Source organism: Gracilibacillus saliphilus, assembly GCF_010994085.1.
GTDB lineage: Bacteria > Bacillota > Bacilli > Bacillales > Amphibacillaceae > Gracilibacillus > Gracilibacillus lacisalsi.
This window is the reverse complement of sequence record NZ_WJEB01000001.1, coordinates 115,037-128,876: the sequence shown is the minus strand read 5'-3', so window position 1 is coordinate 128,876 and position 13,840 is coordinate 115,037. Positions and strand designations below refer to the sequence as shown.

The following is a 13,840-nucleotide window of genomic DNA, read 5'->3' as shown; positions in this document are numbered from 1 at the left end:
TTCACCCTCCTATGATTCGCTATGATGTACGTACATCATTTCAAGGTGAAAAAGTAGATGAAGCACACAATGTAAAAGCGCATTCATCTTTAGGTAACTCAACTATTTATTAATATGATATATCAGAAAATGATGTACGTCAATCATTTTCCTGTTTATTAATTAAATTATTTTTGTTATTGATATAATATTTTGCATTAGCCTTCGTTACGATTTCAGGTTTGACAATGTATGAACTAATATCGTTAATATTATCATCTAAAAAGTAGTTCATTATCTTTTTCAATGAAAAGCTAGCTTGTGCTACCGGATCTTGACAGATTGAAGCAGTGATAAGATCCTTTTGAAACGCATGATAAATAGTTTCGTTAATATCATGGCCGATGATGACAGGCTTTTTCTCCCATTTCTCTATATTTGGGATAATCTTATCTAATAAACCACCAGCTACGTAGATAGCATCTGCATCCAACAGCAATTCTTTATGATCCTTTAACAATTTTTCTACTTGTTCCTCTTCGATATAAGCAGATGTATCATATTTAATTTTTTGTAATTGATAATTTATGTTCATTTTTTGAAATAATCAGTAAATCCATTTTCTTTATTTTGCATTTGGAAAGTGTTTTCTTTTTCTCTTATAAATACAATATGTTGTGCACTTCTACTAAATAAGTAGATTAGCTCTCCAGCCAGAAAACCCGCATCATAATAGTCACTACCTACATATGCTATACGTTGAGAATTTGGTACGTCTGTGTTTATGGTAAACACTGCTATATCTTCTTTTGTAGCTTGATTGATAATTCTTTCAAGTGGTTTCGTATCATGTGCTGCTATCACAATTCCTTGATATTCCTTCGAATCTACAATTTCCTGCAAATATTCTACTTGCTGATTTTCAGGCACTGTATGTACGCGATGGACATCGACTTTTAATCCGAACTCAGAATAAAGCATGGCTCCTTCTTTAATTTCAAAATCTAAGTCGTCCCAAAAATAATTAGGAAAGACAGGAAGAATAAAGGCAATATTAATTACCTTTTGCGTTGCTAGAAATTTAGCAGCTCTATTCCGTTGATAACCTAACTCGTGAGCTTTAGATCTTACTTTCTGTATCGTCTTTTCACTTACCCCTTTCCTATTATTTAAAACTCGATCAACTGTAGCTGGAGATAAACCTAGTTCATCTGCTATCATTTTTGCTGTTACTCGCATTTGTTAGCCACCTCTATACAAGAATGTTTTACTTTTATGTAATCGTCCTCATTATTTACACTTTTCATCTGATTGTCAAGTTTTTCATAGTATAAGAAAAGCGCAGAGCGCCCGTTTAGAAACGTAGCGACTGGAGCGGATCAACTGAGATAAAGGAATCACGGTGAGTTTACGAACCGATGATGACTTATCGTAGGGCGATTCGTGAAGTCGCCTAGTTTCTGGGCGCTCGGAGCTAGACAGGCACCCAATTTTTATACTTTCTTTATAAGAAAAACCGGAAAAGCCCACCCGGTCCTGTCCAAAGTAGTTATTTTGACATGAATAATAAGCTTAACAACCGCTACGGCTTGCCCACTTCGCTTTCCGTGGGGCCTGTCTTCAGCTAACTTTTGTAAAGAAGATCGCTTTACAAAAGTGGATCTTCAGATCACGCTGATCCCACAGGAGTCGAAGTGGGCGCCTACGCTAAATAACGTTCTACATTTTTTTAACGTACGGACATTACGTCTTTTATTTTACATTGTATAAAACCTCAAAAAGTTAGCTGTCACTTACGTTGTAGAGCTGCTTTATAGCGGAGTCCGCCCGCTTCAACTCCTGTAGAAACTGTTTTACCTGAAGATCCACTTTTCCAAGCGGTTTTTGCTTGGAAAAGTTAGCTGAAGGTAAAACCCCACGGAAAGGGAAGCGGGCAGCCGGAGCGATGCTTTCCGTCTAGATATCATTTCAAAATGACCACCTATGATACAAAAACACTATCATGCCGCAGATTATATATTTTCTAATCTTAATATAAAAAAACTAACGATGAACCCATATCACCGTTAGTCGTACGTCGTAATCTATTAAAGACTTAAAATTAATGTATCTTTTGCTTTTATTTCTGTTTCACCTGTATATTTTTCACCCGTTAATAGATTTGTATAGGTCTCTTCACCTGTATCAAAGCTTGCTGACTGATTATTATGATTCATTACAAATAAAATCTTTTCATCAGCTTTGTTTCGTGCTATAACTTCAACACCTTGTGCAGAATCTAATTCACCTTGTATATTTTTATCAGCAGCAATAGTATCGACAAAATCTTGGACAAATAATTGATCAGGACTAGAGGCGATATAGTAGGCATGACCTTCTCCATATTGATTTTTTGTTAGTACTGGCATTCCTTTATAAAAGTCTGAACCATATGTTGCCAGAACATCTGCACCTTCAGCATGAATCAGATCAAATAATATGTTACATTTGTACTCGCCCGATAGTGACCCTACTTTGTCCTGCATGACAATCTCGTTATAATTAGATGGCTCTAATGCGTCAATTTCTTCAGCCCAAATTCCAACTAAATCTCTTAACTCTCCTGGATAACCTCCCAATGTGACAAGATCGTTCTCGTTAACGATGCCGCTGAAGAAAGTGGTTACGAAGGTACCACCTTTTGCAACAAACTGTTTCAAGCGATCAGCATGTCCTTCTTTTACCATGTATAACACTGGCGCAATCACAATATCATAATCACTTAAATCTTCTTCCACACTTATCATGTCGACCGGAATATTACGTTGATAAAAAGCATCATAATATTTATGCACTTCTTTTACATAATCTAGTGCTATGGAAGGTCCGCTTGATAATTGAATGGCCCAGCGATTTTCCCAGTCAAAGACAATCGCTACCCGTGCATTCACACGACTATCAATAAGTTTATCTTCTAATTGGCTGAGTTCTTTCCCTAATTCAGCGGACTCACGGAATACGCGTGTATGTTCATGTCCGACATGTTCAATCACTGCACCATGATATTTTTCCGTAGCACCTCGTGAACGTCTCAATTGGAAAAACATCACTGTATCAGCACCGTGTGCTACCGCTTGATAACTCCAGAGGCGCATAACTCCCGGGCGTTTTAAGGCATTGTATGGTTGCCAATTTTGCTGGCTTGGTGTTTGTTCCATCAGCATAAACGGTTGACCACTTCGAAGACCTCGCATTAAATCATGGGTCATCGCTGTCATACTTTCTGGTGTATCGATCGAAGGATAGTTATCCCATGATACGACATCCATCTCTTTCCCCCATTTGAAGTAATCAAGCTCAGGATACAGTCCCATTAAATTGGTTGTTACCGGAAGGTCTGGTGTATGTTTCTTTAATGCATCTCGTTCTAGTTTAAACACATCTAATAAACTATCAGACTGGAAACGACGATAATCTAGTGAAATACCTTGGAAATTAGTGTTTTGACCACCTTGCCATTCTTCACTTAAACCATTTGGTGCCACAATCTCATCCCACTCATAAAATGTGTGACCCCAGAATCGTGTATTCCATGCTGTATTCACTTCATCAAGTGTCCCATATTTGTCTTTTAGCCATACTCTGAATGCCTTTTGACAATTTTCACAATAGCAATAACCACCATATTCATTGGAAACATGCCAGATTAATACAGCAGGGTGGTTCTTATAGCGTTCTGCTAACCTTTCCGCGATACGTTCTGCATATTTGCGATAGGTCGGACTGTTTGGGCAAGAGTTGTGTCTACCGCCAAACTGCCTTTTTCTACCTTCAAAATCAACTCGTCTAACATCCGGATAGCGCTTTGCCATCCAAGCCGGATGCGCCGCTGTACTGGTTGCAAGACAAATATAAACACCATTTTGGTATAAGCGATCAATTGTTTCATCCAACCAAGTGAAATCATAGGTGTTTTCATCAGGCTGATTTAATGCCCATGAGAAAACATTAACGGTTGCCACATCAATCCCCGCAAGTTTAAACATTCTGATATCTTCGGTTACAGTTTCTTCATCCCATTGTTCTGGATTATAGTCTCCTCCATACCATATTTTTGGTAGTTTTTCATGGATCATTTTGGTTCCTCCTCTAACTATTTATGTATAGCAAGTATTCGACAGATCAACAATAAATTCCTCTACTTTATTGCGATTTGTTGTAAATTAATCACGGTGCTAACCGTCTGATAACTTTCGCTAATCAACCACTAACATTAAAACCGAGATCTTCAAACCGATCTCATCCCATAATAGATGAAGCCTGAGACCACTTAGGTGGAATCAGGCCCATCATCTATCAGATTACTTTGTACCCCATAGTTCCATAACATCTAATGTTTTTTGAGTCATCAATTCATTGGCTTTTTCAATATCCATTGCTTCTAACTCTTCAATCATAGCATCCCATGATGCATCAAAGTCTGCTGGATCACCTAAAACGGCTTGTGTTATTCGTTGCTCTGTTAAGTCGTCTGCTTTCTGTTGGATAATCTCTAAATCACTTCCTGATTCGATGGTATAATTCGCCGCAGCACCATGTTTAGAAATTCCTAATTCTTCTGCCGGTGGGAACCAGTCTGTCCAGTTTTCCATATTGTATTCAGCTACAACTTCTTTTTCGGCCTCATTAAAGTTGTCAATAATATCTTGCTCAGAGTTTGGTGTGATCGGCTGACCGTTAGAGTCCACTGCTCCATTACCCCATTGTGGGAATGGATAGATATAATAGCCTACACCTGTTTCTTTAGCATAGTCACTATCGGAATTCATTCGTTCACGGTCATCTTCGTGCATCACTCGTTTTCCGTCTACAATATCGTAGTTTTCGCCCTCAATTCCCCAGTTAACGAGGATCTGAGCTTCTTCTGATGCCATCCAATCTAAAAACTCGAATGCTTCTTCTTGATGTTCACTAGTGGAAGAAATGGAAATCCCCCAACCTCCAGCAAAACCGTAATCTTTTAGACCTTGTGACTTATACTCTTCACCTAACGTGACAGGAAGTGGTGCGTATGTTCTCCATTCTTTTCCATCGGCTACAAGTGCTGCATCTGCGTCAGTAATATTCCAATTTTGATCAGCAATACTTAGTACACGACCAGATGAAAGCTTCGAAATATACGTGTCGTATGTGTGTGTAAATGACTCCGGATCTAATAGTCCTTTATCATTCATACCATTTAACCATTTAAAATATTCTTTTAATTCCGGTAACAAGAACTTGTAAGTTGTTTCACCTGTTTCATCATCTATAGCCCACTGCCCATCATCCGGTATGCCTGCAGCGAATCCTGCCGGGTTACCTACCGTAATCAACCAACGCCAGTCACTACCTAATAACGATAACGGGATTGTTTTTTGACCATCAATTTCTGGATACTTTTCGTAGTATTCTGTAATCGCTGCTTCAAAATCTTCTAATGTTTGAATTTCAGGATATCCAAGTTCACGTAAGACATCTAATTGTATTTGGAAGGTACCACTTGTTTCCCAACGTGCTTCTTCCACACCATAAGTACCGACGTTATAGATACTTGGGTCGTCTATTGAGTTACGTAAACGATCGAGTTGATCGCCATACATTGCTTTTAAGTTGTCACCTTTTTCTTCAATCAAATCATCTAATTTAATGATACCGCCAGCTTCAATCAGCTTTCCAATATCACCTTTTGCGAAAATTAAATCTGGATAATCACCACTTGCAATCATCAATGGGATCGCTTCATCATTCCCACCAACTGGATAATCCATTTCCAGTTTTATACCTGTTTTTTCTGTAATTTTTTGTGCTACTGGATCGTCAAATGATTTCTCTTCACCGTCAGCATTGAAATAAGTCAATGTCAACGGCTCATCACTTGAGGAATCACTTTCATTCTCTTCTGTTGCATCATCACCTTCAGCGCCTGTATCTGTTTCTGAATCATCACTACAAGCGGCTAAGAAAAGTACTACAAACATAAATAATAAAGATAAAGATAAGATGGATAGCTTTCTCTTCATGATTTTCCCCTCCGTTTTTAATAAATATCGACCAAAATTTTTCACTCTTCTAACCTATCACCTCTTCATTACAAGCCTGCTTATAATAAATACATCAAACTTCTTGCTGAATAGGGATATAAAAACTGGTAAAGAAGAAGTCGAAAAAGATTAGTTTATAATTATTTTGTACCCCAAAGCTCCATTATGCTTTGCGTTAATTCTGTCATTTCCTGATTTGCTTTTTCAATATCCATTGCATTCAATTCTTCAATCATGGAGTCCCATGCTGCATCAAAGTCTTCCGGATCTCCTAAGATTGCTTGTGTAATCCTTTGCTCAGTCAAATCATCAGCTTTTTGTTGAATAATTTCTAAATCACTACCAGTATCAATTGTATAGTTCCATGCTTGACCATGGTTAGAAACACCTAGTTCTTCTGGTGGCGGGAACCAATCAATCCAGTTCTCCATGCCGTATTCAGCGAGTACTTCTTTCTCTGTTTCATGGAAATTATTAATAATAACTTGCTCAGTATTTGATGTGATCGGTTGCCCACTCGTATCTACGGCTCCATTGCCCCATTGCGGAAATGGATATATATAGTAACCAACACCAGTTTCTTTACCATAATCAGAATCAGTGTTCAGACGCTCTCTATCATCCTCTTGCATGACGCGATTACCATCAACGATGTCATAGTTTTCACCTTCAATTCCCCAGTTAACTAAAATTTGAGCTTCTTCCGATGCCATCCAATCTAAGAATTCAAATGCTCTTTCCTGGTGTTCACTAGTAGAAGAAATTGCAATACCATAACCACCAGAAAAACCATAGTCTTTTAAACCTTGATGTACATTATCAGGTCTTACAGTAACTGGTAACGGAGCATAAGTTCTGCTTTCCATTCCATTTTGTAAAAGTGCTTTTTCAGCGTCCCCATAATTCCAAGGTTCATCTGATAGACTTAATACTCGGCCAGATGAAATTTTAGAAATATATGTGTCGTATGTGTGTGTGAAAGATTCTGGATCAAGTAACCCTTTAGCATTCATCCCATTTAACCATCTAAAGTATTCTTTAACATCAGGTTCGAGGAATTTATATACGGCTTCTCCTGTTTCATCATTAATAGACCATTGACCATCACCAGGGATTCCAGCAGCCTGAGATGATTTATCCCCTACTGTAATTAACCAACGCCAGTCACTGCCTAATAGAGATAACGGGATTGTTTTTTGTCCATCAATTTCAGGATACTTTTCATAGTATTCTGTAATCGCTGCTTCAAAATCATCTAATGTTTCAATTTCAGGATATCCTAGCTCTCTTAAGACATCTAATTGAATTTGAAATGTTCCACCTAATTCCCATACTGAATTTGTTACACCATAAGTACCAACTGAATAAATGCTCGGATCGTCAGGTGATCTACGTAGGCGATCAAGTTGATCACCATACATTGCTTTCAAATTGTCTCCTTTTTCTTCAATTAGATCGTCTAACTTGATAACGCCACCAGCTTCAATTAATTTACCAAGATCACCTTTAGCAAAAATTAAATCTGGATATTCACCACTTGCGATCATTAATGGTATTGCTTCATCATTACCACCAACAGGGTAATCCATTTCCAATTTAATTCCCGTTTGTTCTGTAATTTTTTGAGCAACTGGGTCGTCAAATGTCTTCTCTTCTCCATCAGCGTTGAAGAATGTCAATGTTAGCGGCTCATCGCTGTTATTTTCTTCAGTTGCGTTATCATCATTACTGCTTGTATCTGTATCAGAACTATCACTACAAGCTACTAAAGAAAGTGCAGCAACTATGAATAATAAGAACAATACAACAATGGATAGCTTTCTCTTCATATTTTCCCCCCATTTTTTTAAATTTTTATATTAATTTTCATTAATACCTAGCTTTTGACTGCACCTAGCGTTAGTCCTGTCACAAAGTATTTTTGCAGGAACGGATATACCATTAGGATAGGTACCGTAGCGATAATCGTAATTGCCATTTTAATCGATTGTGGGTTGGTCTGACCTGCTATGACCTCGGCATTCTGTGAGGTAATATCCCCGCTTGAGATATTAGCATTATCTAATATCTTCATTAATTCAAACTGCAACGTCGTTAAAGCCTCACTGCCTCTAGCATATAAATACGTATCAAACCAGCTGTTCCACTGCATAACTGCAAGGAATAACGCAATCGTTGCGATAACTGGTAAACATAACGGAATAATAATTCTGGTAAAGATAACAAAATCATTGGCACCATCCATTTTGGCTGATTCTTCTAATGCTGTCGGTAAATTATCCATAAATGAGCGGATAATGATAACATTAAATGCCGAAATTAACATCGGCCAAATATAAACACCAAAGTCATTAATCAAACCTAGCTGACGAATTAGCATATACTCCGGTATTAATCCCCCACTAATAAACATCGTTAATACTAGTAAGAAACCTACTAAGCCATTAAAAACGAAATCTCTTCTGCTTAACACGTAAGCAAGCATCGTACTTGCAATAATACCTGTAATGGTTCCAACTACTGTTCTTAAGATCGACATAAAAAATGCTTGCAGCAGCCTGTCATTACTGCCAAAAATTTCTTGATAATTAGCAAATGTAAAGTCACGGGGCCATATATGAATTCCGCCCTTAGCTGTATCTACCGCATTATTTAACGATATGGCTAAGATGTTCAGGAATGGATAAAGTGTAATGACTACAATGAAAAGCATAAAAATAGTTAAAATGATATCAAATGTTGTCCATTTTCTTTTTTTCATTTGATGTGACACTCCTTTCTGCTAGAATACACGTCCTTCACCTATTCGTTTCGCAAAGCCGTTACATATTAAAATAAGAATAATACTTATAACGGATTTAAAAATCCCGATTGCAGTACCGAATGAATATCGGAACATTCCTATACCATAATCTAGTGCATATAAGTCAATAACCAAAGCCTTTTCGGCGACTATATTGTTCCCTAATAGCATTTGCTTTTCAAATCCGATATTGATTAAGTTACCAATATTTAAAATGAGTAGTACAATGATAACGGGACGAATACTTGGTAAAGTAATATGCCACATCTGTCGCCATCTACTTGCACCATCTACTTTCGCTGCTTCATAGAGCTGCGGATCGACACCAGCCATTGCCGCCAAATAAATGATCGCGTTCCAACCAGTCTCTTTCCAAACATCAGCAGCTGTTACAATCCCCCAAAACATATCAGGTTGTGCCATAAAGTTAATGGGTCTATCGAGAATACCTGAACCAACTAACAAGTTGTTAATGATTCCTTCTGGTGAAAGCATAGTGATGACAATATTGGCAACAATTACCCAAGATACAAAGTGAGGTAAATAGGATATTGTCTGTGTCCATTTCTTTAACGTTAAAAACCTAACTTCATTGAGGAGTAAAGCAAATGCAATAGCTGATAATGTGCCGAACACCAGCCCTAAAATCCCCATCCCCAATGTATTCTCTAATGCCCGATAAAACATTGGTTCATTGAAGAGGTCTTTAAAATGCTTGAATCCTACCCATTCTTGCTCAAAAATACCTAATTGCGGCTTGTAATCCTGAAATGCCATCACCCAGCCCGCAACTGGAATGTATTTAAAAATTAGTAACCAGATAACAAAAGGAAAGGACATTAAGAATAACGCCTTTTGTTTACTCAACCTTTTAAAGAAGCCTTTATTGCCTGGGTCTGGTCCGTGCTTCTTTCCTTTATGTGAAGAAAAGCCTGGCTTCACTGGCGTTTGCAAAGGTGAGTGTGACTCAGGTAGATTCGGTTGCGCCTCTGCAGCATTGTTGATTCGACTCATTTTATCTCTCTCCTAACCTGTCAACCCTATATTGAAAGCGTTTTTTTAAGTTATTATTATTATATTAGAAACCGCTTTCCCAAAAAACATGGGAAACAAGACATAAAAACCGGTAAAAATGAGAGGTGGGGTTAAATACCTGCATTAATAGTAAATGGAGGGCCAATTGCTCGTGTGCAACACGGGTAAATCGATGAGGGTATGCTAAGAGACGGAGTTGATCGATCATTCCTCCCTTAAGAGATAAAAAGATCAAGATCAGCATGCAAGCAGAAAATGGTTTTTGTCAAAGCGAACGACGAAGTATCCATGCTCGTCACAGACATACCCAATTTCAGTAGATGAAATGAATTATCTAGATTTAGAGATAGTTTTTTGGAAAAATATGCGAATAGTTATAATTAGATTCTTCGTTGGTATGTTCTTCAAAGGATTGTACCAAAGAGGTTCTTTTTATAAAATAAAACCTGATAAACAGTGATTTGGAGATAATTAAGTGTTTTTTTATTCGATCATTAATATACTTTTTTACATAATTCCAGTATACTTTTTTAAAGGCCATTAGGTAGGATAATAACCTATCGGAAGGGGTACATCCAATTTAGAGTTGGGATATCTGCGCCATTTAGCCACATCCTAACAGAAAACCTTAATGATAGAAACGGATAAAAAAGTACAGAAAGAGAGGTACATTTATGCTAAAAAAATATTATAAGCAAATACTGTTAATATTGTGTTTTGGCATCTTGTTCGTTATTATCTATTACCAATATGAAGAAAAGAAAGTGTATGAAGTTTATATATCTGAAAACCTGAATCGTGAAATGCAACAACTGGTTGTTTCACTTGTTCAGAGTAATCATCTTTATCAGGAAATCTTACAGGAAGAAGAAATCACAAAATTCCAAGTACATACGCTGAATACATATACCAACCATCTTATAAAATCACCTCAAAAATACGAAGACTTAGCTGTTCGTTTCAACCGTATGGAACCGAGAGCAACGCCGAATGAAACAGCAATAAATGCAGAAAAGATTAGCCATTTTTTTTATGTTTTAAGGGGAAACAGTAGTCATACACCGGATGAAGATGAAAATGAAGATGATGTCATCCATGAGCTGGATAACAAGCCTGAATTGAAGGAAAAAATAAAAGAGCTCCAAGCTTTGAATACTTTATGGGCGGAATCTGCACAACGCCATATCGAGGGCTTGACAATCAGTAAAGATGGAGATGTAAGCTTTGATAATCTAGCATTCATTGATCATCTGGATGAATATAGTCTAACCAACGATTATTGGGTTGATCTTGTTAAAGACTTAGATCAAATTACTAATGATTACTTAATAGAAAAACAAATCAGAAGTGTAGATGAAATATTGAATCAATAAAATTCATGAGATGCTATAGCTTGAAATGATGAATAGAACCCTATTTATTAGTTGCATTGTTGTACCTTAACATCTTATCTGTTTTACCGAAAGCGTAGATACATTTGTTCCTGTGGGAAGAGATTCGCAGAAAACAACCAAATCAATCATAATAACTACCCACTTTTATTTGATACTTTTATTTTAACTATAAAAAAGATAGGATTCCCATCATAAATTCGAGAACCCTATCTTTTTTTCAATGGTCTCTTTTCTCGAAACGAGTTCTTTATTCAAAGTTCCTATTATTCTTTTTATTTGCTCGACTGTAAGAACTGGTTATTCAGCAGGGATAATCAACAAATTATCCTTGTCTAAGCTTATATTTGTCATACAAGAAAAGCGCAGAGCGCCCGTTTAGAAACGTAGCGACTGGAACGCATCAACTGAGATAAAGGAATCACGGTGAGTTTACGAACCGATGATGACTTATCGTAGGGCGATTCGTGAAGTCGCCTAGTTTCTGGGCGTTTGCGTAGACATCTGCGCAAATTTTATACTTTCTTGTCTCTTAAAATAAACAAACATCATGATTCAGTTTGTACTGCCCACTCTGCTTGATGCAGTTTATCTTTTTCAATGGTGAAGTCAATTTCACTGCTGTTGTTTTTGATGATTGCATAATCTGTATCTGATATTGCATGGAATGCTATCGTGTTTTCAATTGATTGATCGTTCTCGTCTGTTATTAGATAGCTGATCATTACTTCCGGCTCATCTTTCACCGCTTCTCCCTTATAAATTTGATCGAATGTCAGCCCTGCCAATTGTTTGTAATCATCCCGGAAAGTGTCGATGTCTAGCTCGTTCCCATCATGGAATACAGTTGTTTCCACCTCTTCTTCCGTATTTTCCTCATGGTCCATTGTATATTGCATACTATCTTCTGGTGTTTCGATTGTTAATTCATCGATTGCTTCCAGAGCAATAATATGAACAAAATGATCAATCATATCATAAGCCTTGTAACTGTATGGATCTAGTAATTCTGTAGGTACCTTATACACTTCTTCCTTACCATCAACCTGGACATAATACTGATTATTCGCCGCAGGATCACCAATGATCAGCTTTTCTTCTTCTACTCCATTCGAAAATATAATCGAAAAGTCAGAATCCGCTAAGCCGTATTGATCGTCGCCATCGACTGTTTCGACTTGTTCGATGCCATCTACACCAACTACCATCTCCTCTGCATTGGAAAAGGCAACACTATAAACATGTTGATAAGGCTCATGCATATACCAGCCACTAAGGTGTGCTAATGATTCTTTTTCTGAAAAAGGGGCCTCCTTATTCAACTTAATTACTTCTGTTCCATTATCTATTTCGATTTCTGTAATATCTTGAGAAGAAATGGTTAAAATTTTATTATCCAATAATGCTAACCGTTGCAATGGAATCATTTCCACCAATGATCGGTCCACTAAATAAACCGTTTCTTTTTCTTTATGTTCAACATAATAGCGATCCCCTTGGTCATGCATTTGACCTATAGCAATTCTTTGTCTATCACCTTGCTGATCCATAAAGGAAACAACTACTTTCGGAAAATCTAGATTGACATTTTTCTTCTTGACTTCAACCGCTTCCCCTGTCATTTCTTCCATTGCTAATAGAAAGCTATCTATTTTATCCGTATCTTCTTGTTCCTCTGCGTCCTCAACTTGCCAACCTTGATCCGATTTCGTTAAAGAAATATCCTCGCTTGTCAACACATCAATTGCAGTTACTTGTTCAAAATCATCAATGAGGTGATCTGACTCTGCTTCTGTTTCCTTTTTGTCCTGATTTACTAAAACGAATAACAAGACAGTTAATGCGACAATACTGATGATCACATAAATAAAAATTCTAGTTTTCTTCATATTCCATCCCTCTTTGTGCCAATTGTTCCTCCATCAACTGAAGTGGCTTTCGCATATTAAACATGATAAAAAAAGCTGCTGCACTCATACAAAACCAAACCGTAATCCCAGGAGCAAAATAATAGATGATTCCCAGTGATACCAATGTAGAAATATGAAACAAGGTCGTCTTAAAATAACGGAAGACCGCATATACCGATACAATAAACAAGTTCTTTAATTTCACTTCAAACCTTGTCAAAATCGGAAAAGCGTAAAGACAAACAAACAACGAAAAAATTAATAAGATTAGAAATACTGGAGATAGCACTGCCAGATAAAGATTCGCATAATATATATCTACTATTAAAATCGTCATAATCGTCAACTGAACAAGCCAGTATTTAGTTGCAATGCTGAAATTTTTTTTGTAATAGCTCCAGAAATCTTTTGTCGGACTAAGGTCACGTTCGCGAATCATTTTTCCCATTGTTGCGTATAAGGCGGCTAAAGAAGGACCTGCTGGCAATAACGCAATAAAAAAAAGGATGATATTTTGCACGGACATTTCAACAAATACAAAAGCTAGTAAAAACAGGAGATTGGCTAGCATAAAATGAATATTAGTTATGAGAAAGTAATAAAAATATTGAACACCTATATATAATGGCCTTTCTGTTACTGTTTGTGCCATCGACATCC

General features: G+C 37.1%; 10 protein-coding genes. 1 reads left to right on the top strand and 9 read right to left on the bottom strand.

Annotated elements, in window-relative coordinates:
• Window positions 1-139: 139 nt before the first annotated feature.
• From GHT08_RS00475 to GHT08_RS00445, 7 genes are all read right to left on the bottom strand, one after another.
• Window positions 140-574 (bottom strand): type 1 periplasmic-binding domain-containing protein, encoded by a 435-nt coding sequence (locus GHT08_RS00475; protein WP_163578933.1) that lies wholly within the window; start codon window positions 572-574, stop codon window positions 140-142.
• Window positions 571-1,218 (bottom strand): substrate-binding domain-containing protein, encoded by a 648-nt coding sequence (locus GHT08_RS00470; RefSeq protein WP_163578932.1) that lies wholly within the window; start codon window positions 1,216-1,218, stop codon window positions 571-573. The genes GHT08_RS00475 and GHT08_RS00470 overlap by 4 nt, the downstream gene beginning before the upstream one ends.
• An 848-nt stretch (window positions 1,219-2,066) precedes the next feature.
• On the bottom strand, window positions 2,067-4,094 hold the full coding sequence (locus tag GHT08_RS00465) for a beta-galactosidase (protein WP_163578931.1): 2,028 nt from the start codon (window positions 4,092-4,094) through the stop codon (window positions 2,067-2,069).
• 225 nt (window positions 4,095-4,319) lie between these two features.
• Window positions 4,320-6,020, bottom strand: coding sequence for an ABC transporter substrate-binding protein (locus GHT08_RS00460; protein ID WP_163578930.1), 1,701 nt, complete (start codon window positions 6,018-6,020; stop codon window positions 4,320-4,322).
• A 161-nt stretch (window positions 6,021-6,181) separates the two neighbouring features.
• A complete protein-coding gene (locus tag GHT08_RS00455) occupies window positions 6,182-7,870 on the bottom strand; it encodes an ABC transporter substrate-binding protein (protein ID WP_163578929.1) in 1,689 nt (562 codons plus the stop codon).
• Between the two features lie 47 nt (window positions 7,871-7,917).
• Entirely contained in the window at window positions 7,918-8,802 is an 885-nt protein-coding gene (locus GHT08_RS00450) for a carbohydrate ABC transporter permease (RefSeq protein WP_163578928.1), read from the bottom strand.
• Window positions 8,803-8,823: 21 nt separating this feature from the next.
• A complete protein-coding gene (locus tag GHT08_RS00445) occupies window positions 8,824-9,858 on the bottom strand; it encodes an ABC transporter permease (protein ID WP_163578927.1) in 1,035 nt (344 codons plus the stop codon).
• Between the two features lie 695 nt (window positions 9,859-10,553).
• Here GHT08_RS00445 and GHT08_RS00440 point away from each other — a divergent pair.
• Window positions 10,554-11,252 carry a hypothetical protein gene (locus GHT08_RS00440; RefSeq protein WP_163578926.1) on the top strand — a complete coding sequence of 233 codons (699 nt, stop codon included), beginning with the start codon at window positions 10,554-10,556 and terminating at the stop codon, window positions 11,250-11,252.
• Window positions 11,253-11,818: 566 nt separating this feature from the next.
• On the opposite strand, the gene GHT08_RS00435 is transcribed toward GHT08_RS00440, so the two are convergent.
• Both GHT08_RS00435 and GHT08_RS00430 read right to left on the bottom strand, forming a co-directional pair.
• A complete protein-coding gene (locus GHT08_RS00435) occupies window positions 11,819-13,159 on the bottom strand; it encodes a DUF4340 domain-containing protein (protein ID WP_163578925.1) in 1,341 nt (446 codons plus the stop codon).
• Complete coding sequence (locus GHT08_RS00430) at window positions 13,146-13,832, bottom strand: YesL family protein (protein WP_163578924.1); 687 nt, start codon at window positions 13,830-13,832, stop codon at window positions 13,146-13,148. Before GHT08_RS00430 ends, GHT08_RS00435 begins: the two co-directional genes overlap by 14 nt.
• Window positions 13,833-13,840: the final 8 nt, after the last annotated feature.

Coding starts and splice junctions, on each gene's coding strand:
- GHT08_RS00475 (WP_163578933.1), bottom strand. CDS start 574: ATGAACATAAATTATCAATTACAAAAAATTAAATATGATACATCTGCT.
- GHT08_RS00470 (WP_163578932.1), bottom strand. CDS start 1,218: ATGCGAGTAACAGCAAAAATGATAGCAGATGAACTAGGTTTATCTCCA.
- GHT08_RS00465 (WP_163578931.1), bottom strand. CDS start 4,094: ATGATCCATGAAAAACTACCAAAAATATGGTATGGAGGAGACTATAAT.
- GHT08_RS00460 (WP_163578930.1), bottom strand. CDS start 6,020: ATGAAGAGAAAGCTATCCATCTTATCTTTATCTTTATTATTTATGTTT.
- GHT08_RS00455 (WP_163578929.1), bottom strand. CDS start 7,870: ATGAAGAGAAAGCTATCCATTGTTGTATTGTTCTTATTATTCATAGTT.
- GHT08_RS00450 (WP_163578928.1), bottom strand. CDS start 8,802: ATGAAAAAAAGAAAATGGACAACATTTGATATCATTTTAACTATTTTT.
- GHT08_RS00445 (WP_163578927.1), bottom strand. CDS start 9,858: ATGAGTCGAATCAACAATGCTGCAGAGGCGCAACCGAATCTACCTGAG.
- GHT08_RS00440 (WP_163578926.1), top strand. CDS start 10,554: ATGCTAAAAAAATATTATAAGCAAATACTGTTAATATTGTGTTTTGGC.
- GHT08_RS00435 (WP_163578925.1), bottom strand. CDS start 13,159: ATGAAGAAAACTAGAATTTTTATTTATGTGATCATCAGTATTGTCGCA.
- GHT08_RS00430 (WP_163578924.1), bottom strand. CDS start 13,832: ATGGCACAAACAGTAACAGAAAGGCCATTATATATAGGTGTTCAATAT.